We start from the raw sequence: 23,025 nt of genomic DNA, 5'->3' as shown, positions 1-23,025 counted from the left end.
ATGGCGTGACCACCGGAGGATCACGGCTCGGCTTGGTGTGTACGGTGGCAGCGCGGGGGAGGATCGAAGCGTCCTTCGCGTGGGATGGACGCGGAGCGGGAGAGGGACGGGGTCACCTGGCCGCTTTGGGTCGCGGAGCGGGGGTGGATCACGGCCCTGCGCATGGGTCTCCTCTCGAAGCCGCCTCGCTGGGGCTTTGCCCCAGGCCCCAGCAGGGGCTGTCCGCCCCTGCACCCGGACCAGCCAGGGGCTGGACCCAAGCTCGATGAACTGCGCGATGCGCAGTTCATCGAACAGGCCCGGTCAAGACCGGCAACGACCCTGCCAACCGAGACAGCCGCGCTGCGGGTTCTGCTGGCGACCCGGCTTCTTCGTCGGCCTGTTTGAAAAACTGCGCGGAGCGCAGTTTTTCAACCCTGGGTCCAGCCCCTGGCTGGTCCGGGGTCGAGGGGGCGGACAGCCCCCCGCGGGGTCCGGGGCGGCGCCCCGGCGCGGCGCTTCCCCGCTGAGACCGGTGCGTCAGCGTGGAATTTCGAGGAATGCCTTCGCGAGTTGCATCGCCCGCTCGGGGTCGACCATGTTCAGGTAGGCGATCTTCCCCTGCAGATACGCCTCGAAATGGGGGATGTTCTCGCGGTTTTGCGCGGCGAGCCCGGTCTTCTTTGCGGCGTGCAGGATTGCGCGGAGCTTGCGGACCTCCTCGCGCGGCATCCCGAGCTTGTCGTTCACCACGATTCCGGTGACCTCTTGCCGCCCGCCCGCGTGCTGCACGCGCCCCTTCTTCGGGTTGATGGCGAACCCCTCCTCCTGCACGATGTGCCGGACCCGCGCGAGCAGGATCCCAAGGTCGCCCCGGCCCTTCTTCTGGCCGCCTTTGCCATCGTCCACGAGCTCGTTCGCCGCGGAAAACGTGAGGTCGTCTGCGTACCGCGTGTACGTCCAGCCCATTTTGCGCGTCATGCCCGTGAGGCGCCGATCGAGCTTGCGCGTGACCAGGTTCGAGATCGCCGGGCTTGTGCACGCGCCCTGCGGCAAACCTCGCTCGCCCACGGCCACCCAGTACGTCGTCCCGTCGTACACGACCTTGCGGCGCGGCGACTCCGTGCAGAGCAGCGCGAAGATCGTGGCCACGGCGGGCGAATATCCGATCGACTCGAAGAGTCCGCGCACGCGGCCGAACGTGATCGTCGGGAAGAAGTCCGAGAGATCGAGGTTCACCACGGTCCCACGGCCGAGGTGCGCCCGCGCGTTCGTCACCGTCGAGCGGCCCTTCACGAACCCATGCGCCTCGCCCTCGACCGAGAGCTTCGCGAGCACGTTCTGGAGGATCCACTGCTGCGCCTTCGAGAGCGCCTCGTGCGGCGCCGAGAGCAGGCGCATCCCGCCCGAGCGCTTGGGCACCTCGAAGTACACGTAATGCGGCTTCTCGACCGCGTCGTTGTGGTAGCAAAGCCAGCGCAGCCGCGGGATCGGCAGACCAAGCGCCTTCGCGACCTCCGCCGGCGTCGAGAGCAAGGGCAAACCCTGCTTTTGCAGCGACTCGACGTTCGCGCGCCGATCGCCGAGGCTGCCGGACACGCCGCGGCCGAGGAAGATGATGTCCTCGGCGCGACGCTTGGCGACAGCCTCCGCGTGGTTCTTCTTGCGCTCGGCCGCGAGGCGCTTCTTCTCCGCCTTGCGCTCGGCCTTCTGGCGACGCAGCTCCTCGATCGCCTCGTCGGCCTTCTTCCGGGCCACCGTGGTCGCCAGGCTCGCGGCCTCGTTGTGCTTGAGCCAGAGATCACCGACGCGGTGGATCTCCTCGATCTGCTCTTCCGTGAGCAAGCCTCGCAGGATGAGGCCCCGATCGATCAGCGCCGTGCGCTCGTCACTCTGCGGCGGGATCGTGTCCACGCGCCCGATCCACGCCGTCTGGTACGGGTTGATCTTGAGCGCGCGCTTGCGCATCTCGTCCGCCGACAAACCGAGGATCCCCGACGTGTCGTACGGGTCCTTCGGCTTCGGTTTGTCCTTCTTCTTGGCGGGCGTCGCCGCAGACGCGGAGCTCGTCGAGGTAAACGTCGCGACCGCGGCCGTCGCAGCTCCCGTCGTCGTCGACTTTGTCGACGACGACGATGGGGACGTCGAAGCCGATGCCGCCTTCGGTTTGTCGCCCGGCTCGTTTTTCTCGGGCTCGCCCTCGCCGGACTTGCCGGTGCCGATGAAGGACTTGACTTTGTCCCAGAAGCCCACGGCAACTCCCGCTAGATCGAGGTTGCGATGCGCATCGCCCGAGAGCTCGGGCGAGCGATCCCTGATGCACCGTTCGACGCGCCGTCCAGCCCTCCAAGGAAGCCCGTCCGCCCGACTACTCGCCTAGGACCACGTCCGATCACCGAGGCCCTAGGCCCCCTACCGGCATCCAGACCCAAGGGTCCGCTGAGTGGATGCTGGTAGGGGGCTTTAGGGCCCAAAGAAAATCGGGCGCGGGGACGCATGGGGGAACGAACTCCGCCACGGCGGAACGCCGCAGCATGGTGGGCTCGGGCGGACGGACCTCCTTGCAAGGCTGGACGCGAGCGCGTCGAACGAGACGACAAGACCATTCCTACAACGACTTCCTACCCAGAAGCCAGGCCAGACAGAGGACGGAAGCACGCTCGGCGCGGAACCGATCCGCGACACGCTTCACCTCGGCGAGTACGTCGGGCGGGAGCGCGAGCCGCTCCTCCACGGCGTCCGCCGGCACACGCGTGGCGAGCGAACGCGCGAGCGTGACGTCCGCGAGCGCAAGCGCCGTGGTCCACGATCGCTCCGCCTGGATCCGCGGCATCGCCACGTCCCACGCCTGCTCCAGCACCCGCGACACCGTGGTGTTCTTCCGGTTCGCCACCTTGCGGATGTCGTCGAGGATCTGGCGCGGGATCGGGAAGCTCTCGCCGGACGACCACTTCGACGCCTTCGGCGCCTCGGGCGCGGGCTCGGGCTTCGGCGCCTGCGGCAGGGCGCGGCTCGAGAGCACCATCTTGAGCGCGAGCAAATGCCGGCAAGGCCCGGCCCGAAGGCCACTCTTGTGGAAGTACGAGCACGAGCACTTCGCCTTCTTGATCGCGAGGTCCTCGTCGAAGATCGCCTCGCACGCCGTGCCCTTCGCCTTGCCGACGACCGCGCGCCGGCCGTCGGAGAGAAGCTCGTCCCGATCGATCGTCACCGCGTTGCTCCGGGCCATCGCGCGGCCCTCGACGAGCTCCGGGTGCTCCGGCCCGATAAAGGCCTCGCTCAGCACGGCGGGCATCACCTGCCGGTAGCGATACACCTGATCGGCGTGGTCGTAGATGAGCTGCCCGCGCTTGGCGAGCTGGTGCAGCGCGGGCACGAGGCTCTCCTCGGACGCGCCCGTCGCCGCGGCGATCGCGGGCAGCGTCGCGCGTTGCTCGTTCTGGAGGAACCGATCCGCCTGCTGCATCGTGCGCGCATCCGGCTCGTAGGCGCCCGCGAGCAGGTCGAGCCCCGAGCCGCTCGTCCAATCGTTGGTGGTCCAACCGCTCAGCGCGAGCACGAGCCGCATGTCGCCCATGTGCGCGATCCAGATGCTCGGCAGGCCCGATCCGAGCAGCCGCACCTCGACGCGCTCCGTGAGCGGCAGGACGCGGGCGAGCGCGAAGAGCCGCCGCCGGCCCCAGATCTTGACCTCCTCGGTGATCTCGCGGCCCGTGGGCGCCGACCGATACGGGCCCAGCTTGCCGCCCGCGCCGCTCCCGCCGATCTCGAGCCCACCATCGTAGACCGGCCCGCGCGACTGGATCTCGATCCCCCACGGGTCGAGGATGATCTTCGGCGCCTTGCCCGGCGTCAGCACGAACCGGATGCTGCGCGGCCCCGTCTTCTCGCGGTGGCGCTTCAAGTGCGCGAGGATCGCGTACACGACCTCGACCGGCAGATCCACGCGGCGGCTCGGCAGGCACGTCGAGGCCTGGATCTGACCAAATCCGCGCAGCCACGAGGGCGGCAGATCGATCTTCTCCTCGCGGTAATCCGAGAGCCCCTCGACCTTCACGTCGAAGCCGGCCGGGTCCACGGAGAGGCGCGTCTTCCGGTAGCTCCGCAGCGTCTGGAAATGTTCGTAGAGCGCGATCGAGTAGTCGACGTTCGTCGTGCCGAGCCCCGCCTCCTGCGAACCCACGAACGAGTCGCGGTCCACGGACAAACAGCCGTAGCTCGACTCGTCCTTGGAGAAACACTCGAAGAAGACCACGTCAGGCGCGACGGTCACGACCGGGTCGCACGGCACGAGGTGGCGGAAGAGCTCCGGATCGTGCCGCGCGAGCTCGTTCGCCCACTTGACGCGCGCATCCCAGTAGAGGCGATGCATCTTGCGGAAGTCGCGGTCGAGGTTCGGCGGGATCGGCTCCTTCGCGAGCCGCGCGAGCTCGGTGCGCTTCGCCTGATCGAAGAGCTGCGCCTTGAGCTGTTCCTCGCGCTCTTCTTCCGCCTTCTTCCACGCCTGGTACGCGGTCTTGTCTTTCTTCCGGAACTTGAGGTCGCCGACGACCACGTCGTGCAGCGCGCTCATGGCCTCGCGGAAGCGGATCGCATCCTTGAGCTCGGCGTCGAAGAAGGTCTTCGGCCGCGCGAGGTTCGGGGAAAAACGCACGAGCAGGCTCTGCGCCGCCCCGAGCACGCCGCTCTTGCCCAGATAACGGAGATCGACGTTCACGCCCTCTCCTCCTGGAAAAGCGAGAGCTCCGGCAACTTGCGCCCGATCGCGCTGCGAAGCGCCGGCGCCTGGAACGCCGCGCGCGAGACGGCCGCGAGCGCCGCGCGCCGCTCCGGCGGACGCACGCTGCGCAGCGCATACCCGAGCAGGCCCACGAGCGGCTCCGCCTCGCCTGGATGCGCCACGATGCGCGCCGCGATCTGCGAGAGCGCCGTACGCTTCTGCTTCGAGCCGCGGTGCACCGCGAGAATCGTCGTCGCCCAGATCCGCTCGAGCGTCGCCGGACCGAGCGCCTTCTCACGCTGCACGAGGTGCGCGAGCAAGAACGCGCGCACGTCATCGTACGGGCTCTCCGAGAGCGCCGACCAGAGCGCCGGATCGTCCTTGAAACGCACGTCGCGCTCGAAGAGCTGCAGGGCCTCGCGGCGCACGTCGTCGTAGCGCGCGTCCACGAGATCGCGGACGTGCGTCATACGCGCTTCCTTGGAGGTCGAAAGGATCGACACGACCCACTTCGCCGCGGCCTCGCGCACGCGCGGCGCCCGCGCCGTGCCGAGGCGCAAGATCGCCTCGATCGCCTTGACCCCGGCCGCCTTCTTGGTCATGGCCCAGTCGAGCCCGAGCTCGGCGACGGGCGCGACCGGCGAGCACGCGAGGTCCACGCACTGATCGAGCGTGAGCCGCCCGGGCGAGACGTGCTTCTTGATGGCCTCGCAAAGGAAGCCGAGCGCCGTCGGGTTGTCGATCTGGAGCAGCTCCAGCCACTCGGCCACCGTGAGGCTCGAAATGCCCTCGGCCGTGCGCAGGAGATCGGCCGCGAAGATCTGCACCTCTTCGTTCGGGTTCGCGATGAGCGGGCGCAGGCGCGCCATCGTCAGCGTGCCGAGCTCACGCGGGTAGCCGGCCTTGAGGATCTCCACCGCAAACACGCGCACCGTGCGGCTCTTCGCGGTCGTCACGAGCGCGAGCACGTCCTCGAAGCAACCCTGCCACGCCTCGGGCCAGAGCGGCGCGGGTTCGAGCTCGGCGAGGGATCGATCCTTCGCCACGCGGATGCCATCGGGGTGCCGATCGAGCGCCGCCGCGCCGTGGTAGAGCATGTGGAGCAAGCTCCACGCGTCGAGCAGGCGCTCGGGTTTGTCCAGGTGATCGTCGCGGTAGAGCACGAGCGCCTTGCGGATCGCCTTGCCGTACCGGACGGGATCCTTGCGCCCGATGTCGCGGAAGTAGCGCAGGACGCGGCGGCGCAGGTAGTTGCGCGTGGCCTTCGAGAAGTGCGGCGCGCTGTCGTTGCGGCCCCAGAAGCGGACCGGGTGTTTGCCCGTGCCCACGAGGACGCGCACCTTGAGCGACCTCCGGCCCGCCCAGTCGTAGCGCGACTTCTCCACGAGCTTGCGCTCCACGAGCCTGTCGAAGGCGACCATGAAGTGGCCGACGAGCTCGTCGTCGTGCGCCTTCTCGGCGAGCTTGAAGAGGCTCTTCACGAGCGGCCGGTGGTGCGGCCTGTCGCAGCCGTCGGCGATGTACGCGAGCAGCGTGCGGCGCGCGAAGGGCCGGCTGTCCTTGAGCCACCGTTCGGCGAGGGATTTGAGCTTCTTGCCGGCCGTGAGCGAGAGGACCTCGTCGACGAAACGGTCGTCCCCCGACTCCCAGTATTCGTCGAGGAGCAGGTTCGATCCGGCCCGCGTGCGCGCGTTCGCCATGCGAAGGCCGAGACGATAGGCAAGTCAGGCGCGCGAGGTCAAGGGGCACGTCCTTCGGGCTTCCACACCACCAACGCCGCCCCGACCATTTCCACCCCCGCTTCCAATCTTCCACCTGAACGGTTCGTCCACGATCCGCGTTGAGCGCGCGCGACCGATCCTTTACCGTGGCCCCATGAGAGCGCTTCGATTCTCACCTAGCACGCTTGCCATTCCCCTCGTCTCGCTCCTCGCCGCGGCCGGCTGCGGCGGCGGAGACGGCGATACCGATGGACTTTTCACGAGCACGTCGAGCTCGAGCGGCGGCACGTCCGTGGGCGGCTCGGGCGGCGCCGGCGGGGACGGCGGCGGAAGCGCCGGCGGAATGGGCGGCACGGGCGGGGACGGCGGGAGCGGCGGCTCCGGCGGGGACGCCGGCGCGGGCGCCGGTGGAATGGGCGGCTCCGGTGGAACGGGCGGCTCCGGCGGCGGCGGGCCCGCGTGCGCGCCCGAGGGGCCGTTCGACGGCGCGCCCGTCGAGGCGCAGGCCGAGCAATGGACGTGGGTGCCGGTCCCCGAGGCGAAATGCCGGAGCGGCAGCTCCACCGGGTTCGGCGTCCGCATCAACCCGCAATCGACGAAGCTCGTCATTTACCTCGAGGGCGGCGGCGCGTGCTTCAACGGCACGACGTGCAACCTGAACACGGGCTCCTACGGGCAGAACAACTTCGACAACTGGAAAAACAACGGCGGGAAGAACGGCCTCTTCAGCACGTCGAACGCCGCGAACTCCGTGAAGGACTGGAGCTTCGTCTACGTCCCCTATTGCACAGGCGACGTGCACGCCGGCAATGCCCCGGGCGCCGACGTGCCGGGCTTGACCTCCCCGAAGAACCAGCAGTTCGTCGGGTACGCGAACATCGGCCATTACTTGAAGCGCATCATCCCCACGTTCAAGAACGTGACCGAGGTCCTGCTCACCGGCGTGAGCGCGGGCGGGTTCGGCGCGTTCTACAATTACGACCGCGTGGCGCAGGCCTTCTGCCCCACGCCCGTCGCGCTGATCGACGACTCGGGCCCCCCGATGGGCGACACCTACATGGCGCCCTGCCTCCAGAAGCGCTGGCGCGATCTCTACAACTTCGCGGACACGCTCCCCGCCGACTGCGTCGAATGCTCGCTCCCGAACGGCGGTGGCCTCGCCAATGCCTGGAAGCTCCTCGGGCAGAAATACCCCGAGGCCTCGCTGGGGCTCATCTCGTCCGACAAGGACAACACGATCTCGCAGTTCTACGGCTACGGGAAAAACGACTGCCAGAACATCGACGGAATCTTCCCGACGGCGCTCTCCGGCGCCGAATACACCGCGGGACTCGAGGAGATCCGCAAGAACTTCCTCGAGCAATCGCCCGCGTGGAGCAGCTATTTCGTGAGCGCCACGACCCACACCTATCTCGGCGGCAACGGCTATTACAACACCAACGTGGATGGAACGCCCTTGTCCGAGTGGGTGAAGGGCATCGTCGACGGCGCCGCGGCCACCCACATCGGGCCGTAACGAAACGGCACGCGGAGCAACATTCCGCTCTTACCGAATTTTCCGGATGCCAGGGCCGACGCCCTGGACTATGTTCCGCGGCATGAACAGCACGCGCACCCATTTCCGCCGCGTCGCGGTCTACTGCGGGGCCTCCGGCGGCGTCGGGGCCCATTACCTCGACGCCGCCCGCGCAGCCGGCGCCTTCCTCGCCGAGCGCGGCATCGACCTCGTCTACGGCGGCGGCCGCGTCGGCATGATGGGCGCCGTCGCCGAGGGCGCGCTCATGAAGGGCGGCAAGGTCTACGGCGTGATCCCCGAGAAGCTCAAAGCCCGCGAGCTCGCGCACGAGGGGCTGACGGAGCTCTTCATCGTCGACAGCATGCACGCCCGCAAGACTATGATGGCCTCTATGGCCGACGCCTTCGTCGCCCTGCCCGGCGGCTGGGGCACGCTCGAAGAGGTGTTCGAGGTCGTGACCTGGTCGCAGCTCAACTACCACAAGAAGCCGGTCGGCCTGCTCAACGTGCGCGGCTACTACGACCACCTCGTCGCGTTCCTCGATCACGCGATGACCGAGGGCTTCATCCGTCCCATTCACCGCCCGCTCTGCGCGTCGGCCGATACGATGGACACGCTGCTCGACCGCCTCTCGAAGCTCCAGGTCCCCGATATCGGTCGGTGGATCGACAAACCTTGAACCACCCCCGCCCGCGCCCCACACCTCCGCCCCGATGACCGACGAACGAAAGATCCCGGAAGGACGCCTGGGAAGGCTCGCGCGGCTCGCCGCGGTCGGTGCGCGCACGGGCGCGAGCCTGATCCGCGGGACGTCGGCCGCCGACGCCGCCGCGAGCAAAGCCGCGGAGATGCTCGGCACGCTGCGCGGCCTCGCCGCCAAGGCCGGCCAGATGGCGAGCTACGTGGACGGCATGGTCCCCGAGGGGCAACGCGAGGCCTACGAGACGGCCATGCGCAAGCTCCGGAACGCCGCGCCGACCTCGTCTCCCGCCGCCATCCGCGCGCGGGTCGAGGAGGATCTCGGGGCGCCCATCGACAAACTCTTCACCGAATGGGAAGAGCAGCCGTTCGCGAGCGCCTCGATCGGCCAGGTGCACCGCGCGCGGCTCGACAACGGGCGCGAGGTCGCCGTGAAGGTGCAGCACCCGGGCATCGAAAAGGCCGTGGAGAGCGACCTCGAAAATGCCGACGTCCTCGGCGGCATGGTCGCGGTGCTCGGGCCGAAGCGCCTGGAGCCCAAGGCCGTGCTCGCCGAGCTCCGGGCACGCTTCATGGAAGAGCTCGATTACGAGCTCGAAGCCCGGAGGCAGCGCGCGTTCACGGCGCTCCACGAAGGCGATCCGGCGATCCGCATTCCCGAGGTCATCGCAGAACGATCGAGCAAGCGCGTGCTCACGAGCGAGCTCGTGCACGGAAAAACCCTGGAAGAGGCGTGCGAGGCGGACCTCGTGATCCGGGAGCGTTATGCCGACACGCTCTGGCGGTTCGTCTTCAAGGGCAACCTCGTCGGCGGCATGTTCAACGCCGACCCGCACCCGGGCAATTACCTGTTCCAGGACGACGGCTCGATCATCTTCCTCGATTTCGGCTGCGTGCAGCCCATCGAAGGCGAGCGGCTCACACTCGCGCGAAACCTCCACCTCGCGGCCTTGCGCCGGGACGAAGAGGCGTTCGGCGAGATCGCCACGAAGATCCTGCTCACGGAGGGCGGGGTCTACGAGCGAATGGCGGTCGCATACTCGCGCCGCTGCTTCGAGCCGATCTTCGGCTCGCCGTTCCGGATCACGCGGACGTACGCGGCGAGCCTGGTCGAGGGCATCAAGGAGATGAAAAACGAGGTGCTGTCCAAGAAGGACGGCAACTTCGTGCAGCTCCCGCCCGGCATGCTCTTCATGAACCGGCTGCAATTCGGCTTTTATTCGGTGCTCGCGCGCCTCGACGTGAGCCTCGATTATGCGGCCGTGGAAGAGACGTTCCTGCGCGAGGCGGGGTTCGTCTGATGCCGGGCCGTTGTGAAACGCGCCCTTCGGCTTATACTCCGCCGAGGTCCGTGATGCCCAGGCTCTCCCTCTCCTTCGTCGCGCTCGCCCTCCTCGCGCCGGCCTCTTGCGGGTACGAGGAGCCCAACATGCCCTCCCAGGAGGCGCTCTACGACGAGCCCGGGAGGCCGAACGACTTCTTCCTGCAGGGCTCGGGCGGGCACGTCATCAACGCGACGATCGGCGAGGGGACGGCGATCGGGCCGGTCGTGAACGTCGGCCTCTACGCCGAGGACGACGGCAAGGTCCTGCGCGGCCTCGTGCTCGGCAAGACGCTGAGCGCCTCCGTCCGCGGCGCCGAGGTCGAAGGGCTGTGGGGCGCCGAGCCGCTGCGGCTCCGCGTGACGCGCGTGGAGAAGCGGCAGCACGTCGAGGGGCTGCTCCGCGGGCGCATCACCGATCTCTGGATCGGGCCCGAGGCGCTCACCGGGACCGTCGGCCTCTGCGGGTTCGATCTCGCGCGGCGCGGGCACATTTACGAAGGGTCGCTACGTTGTGGGGGTTCGATGGAGCTCGTGAGCGTCCGGATCCCCGAGACGTTCTCCGGCTGGGGCGAGACCGCCTCGGCCGCGATGGTGGCCATGCTCCTGACTGGCTGAGCGCACGCACATCATTCGTATTCGACGGCTGGGATGGCTCCCTCGCCCGCAATTCTTTTGTGCGCCCCCCTTTCGGAGGCGCGAGGGATGCTTATGTTCCATAATCCCGGCGAGCACCACCCTCCGCCGCGTCTTCGCCGGGCAGGACGCGGGCCTGGAGACCACATTGAACAAACTCAGGATCGCGGGCCCCGCGAAGGAGCCCGCACGCACGCGTCATCCGCGCACGCGCAAGGCCCCCGCGCCTCCGGCGCCTCGCACGGCTCCGATCCAGGACGCGACCGATCTCTATCTGCGGGGGCTCGAAGCGAGCCAGCCGCTCACGCGCGAGGCCGAAGCCGAGCTCGGGCGTCGTATCGTGGACGCCGAGCGTGACGCGCTGTCCGCGCTCGTCCGCTCCTCCGCGAGCGTGCACGCGCTCGCCGCGATGGCGGCGGAAATCACGTCTGGCCAGACAAACCCGCGGGATCTCCTCCTCAACGGAGAGGCCCCGGACGCGGCGGACACCACGAGCCGCCTCGTCGACGCGCTCGAACGAGCGCGCGCGCTCGCCGAAGGGCCGGAGAGCGACGCCGCGCTGCCCGCGGATCTCGCGGATGCATTCGACACGCTGCGGGTCGACCCGACGCTCGTCGAGCGCCTCGATCAGGCGCTCGCGGCCCGCGCGAAGGCCACCCACGCCGAGGAGCAGGCGCGCATCGAAGAGGCGCGTGATCGCTCCGCCAAGGCGCGGGCGCGGGCGGCGCACGAGAAGAGCGAGCTCGTCCGGGCAAACCTGCGCCTCGTGGTGGCGACGGCGCGCCATTATTCGAATCGCGGCGTCCCCCTGCTCGACCTCGTGCAGGAGGGCAACCTCGGCCTCATCCGGGCCGCCGACAAGTTCGACTATTCGCGCGGCTATCGATTCGGCACGTATGCGGCGTGGTGGATCCGGCAATCGATCGAGCGGGCGCTCCTCTACCAAGGCAAGGACGTGCGCATGCCGGTGCACCTCACGGCGAGCCGGCGGCGGGTCCTCGGCGCGGAGCGGGCGCTCTCGCAGAAGAACGCTCGATCCCCCTCGCAAGAGGAGATCGCGGAGAGCTCGGGCGTGCCGCTCGACAAAGTCCAGGCAGTCCGCGCGCTCTCGCTCATGCCGGTCAGCCTCGACGCGCCGATGGGCGAGGAGGGCGATTTCCGCTTCGGCGACACCCTGGCGAGCGAAACCGACGCGCCCGACGAGGCGCTCGCGCGAACGCGCATGCGTGAGGCCGCAAGCGAGATGCTGGAGACGCTCACGCCCCGCGAGCGTGAGGTCCTGCGGCTCCGATATGGGCTGACGGGCGAGGACGACCATACCTTGGAGCAGATCGGCCGCTCGTTCTCGCTGAGCCGCGAGCGAATTCGGCAGATCGAATCGAAGGCGCTGGAAAAACTCCGCACCTGGTCCGAGGAGCGAGGGCTCGGTTCTTATCTCGAAGGTCTGCGCTGAAGGCCGAGCTCCTCCATCGATGGTGGGCCCTCAGCGCTTCGCCCGCAGATTCACGCCGAAGCTGATGAGCTTGCGGAACGAGCTCGGCAGCGCGCGCTTCATCCTCCAGAGCCAGCGCGCGTCGGCCATCGGCACCGCATAAAGCTCGTCTTGCTCCACGGCCGCGAGCGCCGCGAGGACCACCTCCTCGACCGGGCGCCCGCCCGCCATGAGTTCGTCCGCCATGTCGCGGGTCTCTTGATCCGCGAAGCGACCCGAATTCACGATGTCTGTCTTGAAAAACGTCGGACAGAGAACGGTCACGCCCACGCCCGTGCCGTCGAGCTCCACGGCCAAGGTCTCCGAGATCGCGATGACGCCCGCCTTCGCGGCGTTGTAGGCGGCCATGCGTGGCGCGCACAAGAGGCCCGCGGCGGAGGCGACATTGAGGATGTGTCCGGATCCCTGCTTTTTCATGCGGGGAACGAAGGCGTGGCAGCCGTGGATCACGCCGAAGAGATCGACCTCGATCGTCCAGCGCCAATCCGCGAGCGAGAGGTCCCCGACGAGCCCGCCGCTGCTGACGCCGGCGTTGTTGACCAGGAGGTCGACGGGGCCCCCGCAAGCGTTCGCGAGCGCCTCCACCTCCTCGATTTTCGTCACGTCGCAACCGAGCGCCGTGGCCGAGGCGGCGCCGCGGGCGCGGGCGAGGCGGGCCGTCTCTTCCGCCGCGCCGGGGTGGATGTCGGAAAGCACGAGCCGCCCGCCGCGCGCCGCGAGCTCGAGCGCGAGCGCACGGCCGAAGCCGCCCCCTGCCCCGGTGATGACGCTGCATCCCGATGATCGAAGTCCCATGAAGTTCTCCTCGTCCTCGTCTCGTGATCTCCTGGCCGGCATGAGAGCCCGACCCGCGCCGCTCCGTCAATGGCGCTCACGCCATCGGGACCACCTCGTAGGGCGCGGGATCGAAGCGCCGCGTCTTCAGGCGATACTCGAAGGTAAAGCCCGGCCAAAGTGTGGTGTTCTTGCCGCTCCGGGTCTGGTACCAGCTCACGCATCCGGTCGACCAGACCGTGCGCGGAAAACGCGCCTGGAGCTTGCGGTTCTCCTCGGCCTGCGCCTCCGGCCGCACGTCGACGAACTTCCACCGACGCGCCCGCATCGCCTCGATGCAGCTCATCACATAGGCCGCCTGCGACTCGATCATGAAGACCATCGAGCTGTGGCCGAGGCCGACGTTCGGCCCGACGATCAGGAAGAAATTGGGAAACCCCGCGATCGTCGTCCCGAGGTAGGCCTCGGGCCCGTCGCGCCACGCGTCGTTCAAATCACGCCCGCCCCGCCCGCGAATCTCGAACGGCGCGACGGCCTCCGCCGCCTGGAACCCGGTCGCGAGGATCAGCGTATCGACCTCTCGGACAACCCCGTCGCTCGTCCGCACGCCCTCCGCCTCGATCGCCTCGATGGAATCGGTGACGAGCTCGACGTTCGATCGGAGGAGCGCCGGGTAATAATCGTTCGAGAGCAGGACTCGCTTGCAGCCCATCGTATAACGCGGCGTGAGTTTTTCCCGCAATACCGGATCGGGCACGCTCTTCGCGAGGTACATCCGCGCGAGCCGCTCGGCGATCTTCATGATGCGCGGCTCGGCGACGAACCCGAGGGCGAAGAGCTCGTGCCACCAGTATTGCCGGAGGCGGGCCATCCGCTGGAGGAGCGGCACGCGGGCGAACCGGGCGCGCTCGTTCGGCGAGATCGCCCGGTCTTGTTTTGGCACGATCCACGGCGGCGTGCGCTGAAAGAGGTGGAGGCGCCCGACCTTCGGCGCGATGGCCGGCACGATCTGGATCGCGCTCGCCCCGGTGCCGATGACCGCCACCGTCTTGCCTTCGAGATCCGCGTGCTGGTCCCAGCGCGCCGAATGAAAGGTTTTCCCGCCGAACACGCCGAGGCCGGGGATGTCGGGGAGCGCGGGGCGGTTGAGGCCGCCGCAGGCCGAGACGAGCACGCGCGCCGTCGTCGTGCAGCCGTCGCTCGTCTCGACCCGCCAAACCCCTGACCGCTCGTCGAACGTGGCGCGTCGGACCTCGGTGTTCAGGCGAATGTGGGGGAGCAAGCCGTACTTGCGGGCGCAGGACTCGAGGTAGTCCAGGATCTCGGCCTGCGGCGCAAAGCTGCGCGTCCAGCGCGGGTTCGGCTCGAACGAGAACGAGTAGAGGTGCGATTCGACGTCGCACGCCGCGCCGGGGTAATGGTTGTCGCGCCAGGTGCCGCCGACACGCCCCGCCTGCTCGAAGAGGGTGAAGTCGTGGATGCCGGCCTGCTTGAGCCGGATCGCCATGGCCAGGCCCGCGAAGCCGCTGCCGACGATGACGATGGGGGCGACCGAGCCCGAAACGCGCGCGCGCTGCATGGCTGTTGACTCCGGTTCAGTAGTGCATCCGAGGATACCGCCTGTTGAACTGAAGTCAACAAGAAACCCGACGATTGAACATCCGAGGCGCCGGAGGTATAGGCTCGCCTCATGAAAAGCCGAGCAAGGCCGAGGCCGGCGGCGCGGCCCGCAGCGGATGCCGCACGAGGGCCCGCCCCGCGCGCGCGGCTCGAGGTCGACGAGCGCCGCGCCCAGCTCCTCGCGCTCGGCCTGTCGATCTTCAGCGAGCGCTCCTACGACGAGATCTCGATCGACGACATCGCGCGCGCCGCCGGCATCTCGAAGGGGCTGCTTTATCATTACTTCCCGACGAAGCGCGATTTTTACGTGGCAGCCCTGCGCGCGGCGTCGAAGGAGCTGCTCGACGAGACCCTCGGCACGGCGCCGGACGCGTCGCCCGAGGAGAAAGTCGAAGAGGGCGTCCGGACGTACCTCGCGTACGTGGAGCGCCGCGGCGCCGCGTACGTCGCCCTCATGCGGGGCGGAATCGGCTCGGATCCGGAGGTCGCCGCGGTGCTGGAGGAGACCCGCGCGACGTTCCTCGGCCGCATCGTCGCGGGTCTGCCCCCCGAAGCCACGGGCCCGCTCATCCACACGACGATGCGCGGGTGGATCGGCTTCGTGGAGGCCGCTTCGATCGACTGGGTGGCGCGGAGAGCCGTGCCGATCGAGCAGATCGTCGCGCTCGCGAAGGTGCTGCTCTTCGACGCGCTCCGCGCCGCGACGGCGTTTTCCCTGCCAAGCGAGCCCGCCCTGCCCAAGAAAAAGCGGCCTGCGAAGGCGCGCTGATCAGAGCCACGCGGTCGCGAGCGAGCGGGCGCGGACGTTCTCGGGCACGGCCTGGAGGTAATGCGAGCGCAGCGCCTCGTCCGGGATCTCCGCGGCGCGCGCCTCGATCCGGTGCACCACGTCGCGCAGGGCCCGCGAGGCTTCTTCCATCTCGCCCTCCTCGGCGCACGCCTCGGCCATGACGAGCCGCGCCTCGATCTCGACGTAACCACCGCCGTCCTTGCCGAGCGCCGCGCCGATCTCCCGGGCGAGCGCGCGCGCCTCGTCCGCCTTTCGCAAAAGGACGAGGCAACGCACGAGGAGCGTGGTGATCCAGAGCTTGCGCAGCGGGACCCGCTGGCAAAGGGCGAGGGCCACGCGCGCCTCGCGGGCAGCGTCCTCGTAAACGCCGCGGTGGAGCAGGATCTGCGCCCGGAGGCCACGCGCCCAGCCGCGATACCCGTCGCTCACACCCGCGGCCCCGAGCACACGCTCGGCGATGCTCTCCGCCTCGGCCCATTTCGCTGACTCGCCGAAGCCGACGAGCAGCGCCGCGAGGTGGAGCTCCGATTGCAGGAGCGCAAACGGTCCACGGATGCGGCGCGCATGCTCGACGGCGGCCCGCAGCGCGCGCTCGCCGGCCTCGCGCTCGCCGATCTCGCCGAGGGCCTGGCCGAGCCGGTTCAGCGCGGTGATGTGGTTGCGCGCGTCGCCGATGGCTTCAAACGCGGAGACGGCCCGACGCGTGAGCTCGAGCTGGCGGAACGGGGCGCGCTCGAAGGCGCGGAGCTCGTCGCTCTGCCCGATCGCCAAGGAGCCGGCGAGGTCGAGGTCGAGCGCGGGCATCGACGCGGCGAGCCGCTCGGCCCGGTCGAGCAAGGCGCGGCAGAGCTCGCGACGCCCGTACGACGTGAGCAAGGAGGCGGCGAGCGGGGCCCATAACAGGTAATCGCGGCGCGCGTCGGGCTCGGGATCGAAGTGGACGAAACGGCCGGCCATGCGGAGAAAATCCTCCTCCGCGCCGACGACGAGCGAGGCCCAGGTGCCGTGGAAGAGGAGCAAACACGCCCAGCGGCCGCCGCGCGCGACGAGCGGCAGCGCCGAGACGCTCGCCCGGTGCGCGGCGTCGAGCTCCGACCGCCAGCAATGCGCCATCGCGCAGAGCGTCTGCAAGTTGCCGAGGACCTCGCCCGAGGCGCCACACGCGATCCCGCGCTGCGCGCAGAGGAGCGCGCCGGAAAAATCGTCGCGGTCGAACGACTGGCCGCCGGCGCGGAGGTAATGGGCTGCGGCGTTCTCGGGGTCGCGGCCGCGCTGGAAATGCTCGGCGAGGACGAGCGCGTCGGGCTCGCCGGCGCGCTTCAACCACGCCCCGGCGAGCCTGTGGCCGAGGTGCCGGTCCTGATCGGTGAGCATGGCGTACGCGCCCTCGCGGATGATCGCGTGGCGGAACGTGTACTCCTCCTGTCCGGCGAACCTCGAATGCAGCCGCCGCGTGACGAGCTCGCGCGCGCAAAGCTCCGAGAGCGAACCGGCGAGCGGCTCGCCGTCGCCGAGCAGCTCGCGGAGGCCGTTCTCCCAGAACACCTCCCCAAAAATGCTCGCGGCCCGGAGCAGCCGCCGCGACTCGGGCGCGAGCGCGGAGAGGCGCGCCTCCACCATGCCGAGCACGGTGTCCGGCAGCTCTCCGCCCCGACCGTCCGCGACCGCGCGGATGAGCTCCTCCAGGAAAAACGCATTCCCTTCCGCGCGCTCCACGAGCGCCGCGCCGCGCTCCGCCGCGACGTCGCCGCCGAGCACGGCCGACACGAGCTCCGTCGCGGCGCGCCGCGGCAGCGGCCCGAGCCGGATCTCCTGCACGTTCCGGCCCGCCCACAGGCGCGGGAAGACCTCGTGCACCGCGGGCCGCGCGAACGCGAGCACGACGAACGGCACATCGGAGAGATCACGCAGCGCGGCGTCGAGGATCTTGAGCGACGGCGCGTCTCCCCAGTGCAGATCCTCGAGCACCACGAGGATCGGCCGCGTGGCCCCGACCGCCGCCGTGAGCGCGCGGTAGGCCGCCTCGATCTGGTCGGCCATGAGCTGCGGGTTCTGACGCGCCGCGCGCAGGCGCGGCCTGCCCTCGTCGGGGAACGGCGCGCCCGCGAGCTCGCCGAGGAACTCCATGATCGTGCGTCGCTCCGCCTCGTCGGCAAAGACCGACGTGAGGAGCTCGATCTTGCGACGCTGCGCCTCGATCGGTTCGCCCGCCGAGATCTGCAGGATGTCGCGCAGCGCGCCCGAGAGCAGCGAGAAGGCCGAGCCGGCGCCGATCGCATCCGGCCGCGCGATGGTGCAGGCGACGTTCGTGTGGCGCTCCTTGACCACCCGCAAGAGCTCCTGCCGGAGGCGCGATTTGCCCATCCCCGGCGGCGCCGTCACCAGCACGGCCGAGGGGCGCCGCTCGTCGAAGCTCTCGTCCACGAGGTCGACGACGTTCCGGAGCTCGCGGTCGCGGCCCACGAAGGGGCTCGGCCGGCCGAGCAACGTGCGGCTCTCCTGCCCCGTCCGGCGCTCGCCGCGCAGCGCGATCCGCCCCTCCTGCTCGACCAGATCGAAATGCGCGTCGAGCAGCGCGCGCGTGTTGTCGTCGATCCGGACGGGCGCGCCCTCCTGCTGCTCCGAGAGCGCCTCGTCGAGCAGCGCCGCTGCGCGTTCGAGCGCCTCGCCCACGGGCAGGCGGTTCGTCGACTCGCCGCGCCCCGTCACCAGGACGACGGCCGCCTCGGGCGCCGCGAGCTTCGTCCACGTCGCGCAACGCGCCGCGTTCGCCGCCTGATCCACGACGCTTCCCTCACCGAGCAGCACGGCCACGACCGCGCCGGAGGAAAGCTCCTCGACCCGCGCGCCGAGCGGGATCGCCACGCGCCGCACCGCCGCCACGAGGTCCCGCGGCGCTTCGCGATCGAGCGGCGGCGAGACCGCCACGATCGAGACGAGCCGCCGCTCCGTGCCCGTGAGGGATGCCCGCGAAGGCTCGCCGGTCGAGACGGGCAGCCTCGCGGTCGCGTCGATGCGGTCGAGGATCTCACGCACCGCCGCGCCGTCCTCGGGGCGCACCTCCGGATCCTTGGACAGCAAACGATGAACGAGCGCCGCGAGCGGCTCGGGCGCGTCGGGGCGCAGATCCCGGAGGCGCGGCGGCTCTTCGAGCAGGAGCTTCGCGAGCAGGGCCATCGGGTGCGCGCCCTGGAACGCGGGTTTCCCCGACAAACACTCGAACAGGACACACCCGAGGGCGAACACGTCGGCCCGCGCGTCGGCTTCGCGGTCGCCGCGCGCCTGCTCCGGGGCCATGTATCCCGGCGTCCCCAGGATCGAGCCCGTCCGGGTGAGCGCGTCCGTCCCGCCGCTCTGCGCGATGCCGAAATCGAGGATCTTCACGCGATCGGGCGCGCCGCCCACGAGGAACAGGTTGCTCGGCTTGACGTCCCGGTGGACGATCCGCCGCGCATGCGCCGCGCCGAGCGCATCGGCGACGTGGCGGGCGAGGGACAAACTCTCCTCGATGCCGAGCGCGCCCCGCTCGAGGCGCGCGAGCAGGCTCTCGCCTTCGAGCCATTCCATCGCGAGGTAAGGTTCGCCCGACGCGGCAATGCCATGGGCCACGTAACGCACGACGTGCGGGTGCTCGAACGTCGAGAGAATACGTGCCTCCTTCAGGAAACGCGGGCCCGACTCCCCCTCGGGGTCACGCAGGAGCTTGAGCGCCACGGGCTCGCCCGTGATCCGGTCGACGGCGCGCCACACCGTCCCCATCCCTCCAGATCCGGCCCGCCTCCCGAGCACGAACCGATCGTCCAGCACCTCACCGGATCGCATTGGGATTCAGGATACCCTGGAGAACCGGCGTATACAAGTTCGCTCGCGGAGCGGACGAACAAAGTATCGTTCACATTCGATTTGTTTTCCCGTCGGGAGGCGGCCGCGCGACCGGGACGTTTACAGCAGGCTTGCCATTTCAATCGGCTTGCGGCACGTGGCGAATCCGCCCGCGCAATGCCCCGACTGAAACATGGGGCCCCGCGGCGCGCTCGTGCCCGGCCAAAAACCTGCCGCGCCCCATCGTCCGTCGAAACGGAACGCCCGCCCCGCGAGCGCGCTCTCGGGCACGTCGTCGAGCCGTGAGAGCCCGCCGCCTTCCCACGTCCGCCACGGCCGATCGGCGCACGCAGCGAGATCATCGCACGACGAGGCGGCGGATTCGAACCACGCGAGGTCCGAGCGATCGGCATACGTCGCGTGGGTCCCGCGCGCGGACAGGACGACGGGATGCTCCCCTTCCTTGCGGAGCCGGGACCATGCGAAATAAGGCCCGGGATTGTTGTCCTCGTGCCGGGCGAGGTACGCGCCGAGCGGGCGGCCCGCCTCGTCGAGGCGCACGGTCATGTGCTCCCAGTCGCTCTCATGCTGGAAAATCAGCGGTCCTTCGTTGTAGGGGTAATAAAACCAGTATTCGACGTGAATCCCGCCGCTCGCCCGCGGGTAGACGTCGACGTAGGTCACCCAGTCCTCGGGGCGCTCGCTCCCTTTGCGCACGTCGTCGTCGAACGCCCTGCGCGCGCGGCGCACGCGCGCGGCGCCCTCCACGAAATCGGACCTTTCCATGACCCACGGCACCGACGCCGGGCGCGCGTGATCCTCGCGATCGAGGAGGACAATCGGGGCAAACGTACGGGCGAGCTCAGCCTCCCGCTCGTCCGAGAGCCCATCACCGTCACGATCGCCCGACGCGAGCGGCGCGGGCGGCGTGCCGACGGCCGCGTAGACCGGATCCATCCACGTCTCGCGCAAATCACGCGCGCGCCCGCTGCCGAGCTCGCAGCCGGCGAGGGCGAGAAAAAGGACGGACACGGCCGCGAGCCGGGGATGGCGGCGCGCCCTCCGGGGCGAGAAAACGAGCGGGACGAACGGCATGAGGCGGGCAACCTTTGCACGCACCTCCCCCTCGTCGCAAGACCGGCCTGGACGTTATCGCGAATGGATTGCACGTTTTGATTTCAATGCTCGGGCCGCTCGTCCGGCGGCGCGGGTGCTCTCCATAGAAGTGGCACGAGCGCGCCCACCGCCACGAAAAAGGCCTCGAGCGCGTGCCCGAGCAGCGCGATGGCGAGGGCCTGGGGCACCGTCGCTCCGAGCACGTCGGCGCTCCACGCGAACGCCCCCTCGCTCACGCCCACCTGCGCCGGGACGAACGCGCCCACGGCGAGCGCGACCATGCTCGCCCCCTCGGCCACGAGCGCGCGCGAAACGCCCGTCGCCGCGCCCACCGCGCGGGCCAGGATTGCATATTGCGCGACCTGGATCGCCCGTCCGAGGAGCGTCGCGGCGATCGGCCCGGGCGGCAGGAGGCTCGTCTCGCGAGACCGCGCCTGCATGGCATGGACATGCGCGCCCGCTCGCCGCGACAAACGCCCGGCGAGCGCGCCGAGCCACGGCGCGCGCATCGCCACCCGGATTCCCGTCCCAGCCGTCACGAGCAGCGCGGCGTGGAGGACGAGCGCCATCGTGATCGGCGAGGCCCCCGAAATCACGTAGGCCGCGGCCGCACAAGGCACCGAGAGGATCCCGCCGCTCACGAGGGTCACGGCTTGCCCCGTCGCGGCCGCTGCCGTCGCCGCCGCCGCGCCTGCCCACGGCGCGAGGAATGCCGCCTTCGTGGCCTCGGCCGCCGTCCGCCCAGCGGGCGCGATCGACGAGACGGCCCGCGCCACGAGCGCCGCGCGCGCGAGGACCCGAATGGGCAGGAGTTTCCCTGCGTCCGGGCCATAGGCCGCGTACGTCGCGAGCGCGTCCGTCCCGACGCGCGCCGCTTCGAGCACCACGACGAGCGGCAGCCACGGCGCCGCGTCGCGCAGAATCAGGCAGAGCGTCTCCGCGCCCACCTGCCGCACGAGCGCGACCACGATCCCGATCCCGAGGGCCGCGAACGCGAGGCGCACGCCCCAGCGGAGCGCGGAGAGCACCGCCGTCCGCTCCAGCCTTTCGTGTCGCTCCACGTTTCCCCCGCGAAACCAGGCGAGGCGCTCGCGCGGTCTCGTCCTTGGCTCTCGCCACGGACGTGCCAGCGCCGCGTGCGCTCGTCATCGCGGGGAAATGGGAAATGGCGCGACAAACGAAAACGGCGCGCAACGTGGAGTTCCGGGAGGCCCCACGCTGCGCGTCCATGGGATTCGATCCGCGACGGTCTCAGCGGCCCTGGCCGCCCTGCGTACCCTGCGGCTGGCCGCTCTTCGGTCCTGGCTGCTCGCCAATGAGGATCCGATTCGCGAGCAGATAGACCTGCCCGCCGCTCAGCTCATTGGCTTCCTGGGAGGACAACGCCCACTGCTGCTGCAAGAGCTGCACGTTCGGCGCCTGCCGGAGTTCGCCCACCAGCGCCACCTGATCCCCCTTTTGCAGCTTGTGCTGGCCCTGCTGCAGCGCGCTCCGGGCCTGGTCGTCCAGGTAGACCGGCACGATCCGCTCGGCGTTCGGGCCGATCCAGAAGACCCGATCGTTCGAAACGCGCTGCACCTGCGCCCCGACGAGGTCGAACTGCCGATTGAAGAGCGTCGGGCGGTCGGGCGTCACGAGCACGATCGTCAAATCACGAATGGGCTCCGGCGTGGGCTGCGCGAGCTGCTGCCCCCCGGGGGGAGGCGCCGCCGGCTGCTGGACCGCCGCGCCTTCGCCGCCCTTCCGTACCTCGGCCCCGGCCTGCCCGCCGCGGTCGCGCTCCTGGCATCCCGCCACGGCGAGCGCCGCGAAGAGGCCGGCCACGCTCACCAAACGAAAAGATCTGCGCATCGCGCTCCTCCCGTCGTTCATTGCAGAGCTCCTCTCGCCCTCGATTTTCCGCCGAGGACGCCGCCCCCATTTCGCTGCAAGTCCCGATCCCGAGGGTCCTCCGTTCGCCGAACACGCTCGACTGCGGGGAGGTCTCTTCCTTGCATTCTCCATCTTGGTCCCGACGCCCCAAAGGAGACCACATGCCCTCGAAAACACCCAGGCTCGACGACATCCACGGCATTCCCGCGCGCGCGCGCAGGATGAACCCGCTGAACGTGGGCCCGAGCGAGCGCGTCCTCTCCGCGGCGCTCGGCGGTGGCCTCGTCGCCTGGGGCCTCTGGCGCAGGGGCGCGCTCGGCCTCCTCGCGGGCGCGGTCGGCGGCGCGCTCGCCCATCGCGGCGTCCGTGGCCATTGCCCAGCCTATGCGGCCCTCGACATGAGCTCCCGCAACGCGCCAAAGCCCACGCCCATGCCCTTGCTCCAGGAAAAACTCACGCGCATCGAGCGCACCGTCACCGTCGCCCGCCCTGCAAACGAGGTCTACGCCTTTTTGCGGGATCCGTCCCACGTCCCCCATTTCGCGCCGCACGTCGAGCGCGTGGAGGACCTCGGCGAGGGACAGATCCGGGTATGGACGTCCGTCGATGGCGAGCGCTCTTCGTGGGAGGCCCATATCGATCTCGACCACGAGGCCCGTGCCATCGTGCTCGGCCACACGGAGGGGCCGCCGGAGCGGCTCGCCATTCTCCTCGGCAACGCCCCCGGCGGTCGCGGGACGGAGATCCGGCTCGTGCTCGAGCTCTCGAAGACGCGCGGCCTCTTGCTCCGTGCCCTCGCCGCCGTGGCGGGCGCGGATCCGGACGCATGGGCCCGCGCCGGCCTGCGCCGCCTCAAGATGCTGCTCGAAGCCGACGAAATCGTCACGACCGAGGGACAACCCTCCGGGCGGCTCATCCCCGGGATCCACGCGGCCTAGCGCCGGGAC

General features: G+C 69.8%; 16 protein-coding genes. 7 read left to right on the top strand and 9 right to left on the bottom strand.

The features are described from left to right. Positions 1–519 precede the first annotated feature (519 nt). From POL67_RS16255 to POL67_RS16245, 3 genes are all read right to left on the bottom strand, one after another. A complete protein-coding gene (locus tag POL67_RS16255) occupies positions 520–2,232 on the bottom strand; it encodes a reverse transcriptase domain-containing protein (protein ID WP_271918272.1) in 1,713 nt (570 codons plus the stop codon). Between the two features lie 355 nt (positions 2,233–2,587). Then, the gene (locus POL67_RS16250) at positions 2,588–4,696 is read right to left on the bottom strand and encodes an SWIM zinc finger family protein (protein WP_271918271.1); all 2,109 of its coding nucleotides are present in this window, start codon (positions 4,694–4,696) and stop codon (positions 2,588–2,590) included. After that, complete coding sequence (locus POL67_RS16245; RefSeq protein ID WP_271918270.1) at positions 4,693–6,399, bottom strand: hypothetical protein; 1,707 nt, start codon at positions 6,397–6,399, stop codon at positions 4,693–4,695. The genes POL67_RS16250 and POL67_RS16245 overlap by 4 nt, the downstream gene beginning before the upstream one ends. 175 nt (positions 6,400–6,574) lie before the next feature. On the opposite strand from POL67_RS16245, the gene POL67_RS16240 reads away from it, so the two are divergent. From POL67_RS16240 to POL67_RS16220, 5 genes are all read left to right on the top strand, one after another. Then, entirely contained in the window at positions 6,575–7,936 is a 1,362-nt protein-coding gene (locus tag POL67_RS16240; protein ID WP_271918269.1) for a pectin acetylesterase-family hydrolase, read from the top strand. A gap of 82 nt (positions 7,937–8,018) precedes the next feature. After that, on the top strand, positions 8,019–8,615 hold the full coding sequence (locus POL67_RS16235; RefSeq protein ID WP_271918268.1) for an LOG family protein: 597 nt from the start codon (positions 8,019–8,021) through the stop codon (positions 8,613–8,615). 34 nt (positions 8,616–8,649) lie between these two features. Beyond that, on the top strand, positions 8,650–9,936 hold the full coding sequence (locus tag POL67_RS16230; protein ID WP_271918267.1) for an ABC1 kinase family protein: 1,287 nt from the start codon (positions 8,650–8,652) through the stop codon (positions 9,934–9,936). A 53-nt stretch (positions 9,937–9,989) separates the two neighbouring features. Then, on the top strand, positions 9,990–10,574 hold the full coding sequence (locus tag POL67_RS16225) for a hypothetical protein (RefSeq protein WP_271918266.1): 585 nt from the start codon (positions 9,990–9,992) through the stop codon (positions 10,572–10,574). 166 nt (positions 10,575–10,740) lie between these two features. Beyond that, a complete protein-coding gene (locus POL67_RS16220; protein ID WP_271918265.1) occupies positions 10,741–12,045 on the top strand; it encodes a sigma-70 family RNA polymerase sigma factor in 1,305 nt (434 codons plus the stop codon). A gap of 30 nt (positions 12,046–12,075) precedes the next feature. Here the strand turns inward: POL67_RS16220 and POL67_RS16215 are convergent, their stop codons facing one another. Then, positions 12,076–12,879, bottom strand: a complete 804-nt coding sequence (locus POL67_RS16215; RefSeq protein WP_271918264.1) for an SDR family NAD(P)-dependent oxidoreductase — start codon at positions 12,877–12,879, stop codon at positions 12,076–12,078. 76 nt (positions 12,880–12,955) lie between these two features. Further along, positions 12,956–14,437, bottom strand: a complete 1,482-nt coding sequence (locus POL67_RS16210; RefSeq protein ID WP_271918263.1) for a flavin-containing monooxygenase — start codon at positions 14,435–14,437, stop codon at positions 12,956–12,958. A gap of 111 nt (positions 14,438–14,548) precedes the next feature. Here POL67_RS16210 and POL67_RS16205 point away from each other — a divergent pair, with 111 nt between their 5' ends. Then, on the top strand, positions 14,549–15,247 hold the full coding sequence (locus POL67_RS16205) for a TetR/AcrR family transcriptional regulator (RefSeq protein WP_271918262.1): 699 nt from the start codon (positions 14,549–14,551) through the stop codon (positions 15,245–15,247). Here the strand turns inward: POL67_RS16205 and POL67_RS16200 are convergent, their stop codons facing one another. The 4 genes from POL67_RS16200 to POL67_RS16185 form a co-directional block, all read right to left on the bottom strand. After that, the gene (locus tag POL67_RS16200) at positions 15,248–19,090 is read right to left on the bottom strand and encodes a serine/threonine-protein kinase (RefSeq protein WP_271918261.1); all 3,843 of its coding nucleotides are present in this window, start codon (positions 19,088–19,090) and stop codon (positions 15,248–15,250) included. It abuts the gene before it with no gap. Between the two features lie 120 nt (positions 19,091–19,210). Continuing rightward, a complete protein-coding gene (locus tag POL67_RS16195; protein ID WP_271918260.1) occupies positions 19,211–20,122 on the bottom strand; it encodes a hypothetical protein in 912 nt (303 codons plus the stop codon). Positions 20,123–20,268: 146 nt separating this feature from the next. Then, on the bottom strand, positions 20,269–21,267 hold the full coding sequence (locus POL67_RS16190; protein WP_271918259.1) for a lysylphosphatidylglycerol synthase domain-containing protein: 999 nt from the start codon (positions 21,265–21,267) through the stop codon (positions 20,269–20,271). Between the two features lie 190 nt (positions 21,268–21,457). Then, positions 21,458–22,057, bottom strand: a complete 600-nt coding sequence (locus POL67_RS16185; protein WP_271918258.1) for a hypothetical protein — start codon at positions 22,055–22,057, stop codon at positions 21,458–21,460. A gap of 182 nt (positions 22,058–22,239) precedes the next feature. Here POL67_RS16185 and POL67_RS16180 point away from each other — a divergent pair, with 182 nt between their 5' ends. Then, a complete protein-coding gene (locus POL67_RS16180) occupies positions 22,240–23,016 on the top strand; it encodes a YgaP-like transmembrane domain (protein ID WP_271918257.1) in 777 nt (258 codons plus the stop codon). Positions 23,017–23,025 lie beyond the last annotated feature (9 nt).

Source organism: Polyangium mundeleinium, assembly GCF_028369105.1.
Lineage (GTDB): Bacteria > Myxococcota_A > Polyangia > Polyangiales > Polyangiaceae > Polyangium > Polyangium mundeleinium.
This window is presented reverse-complemented; position numbering and strand designations above follow the sequence as displayed.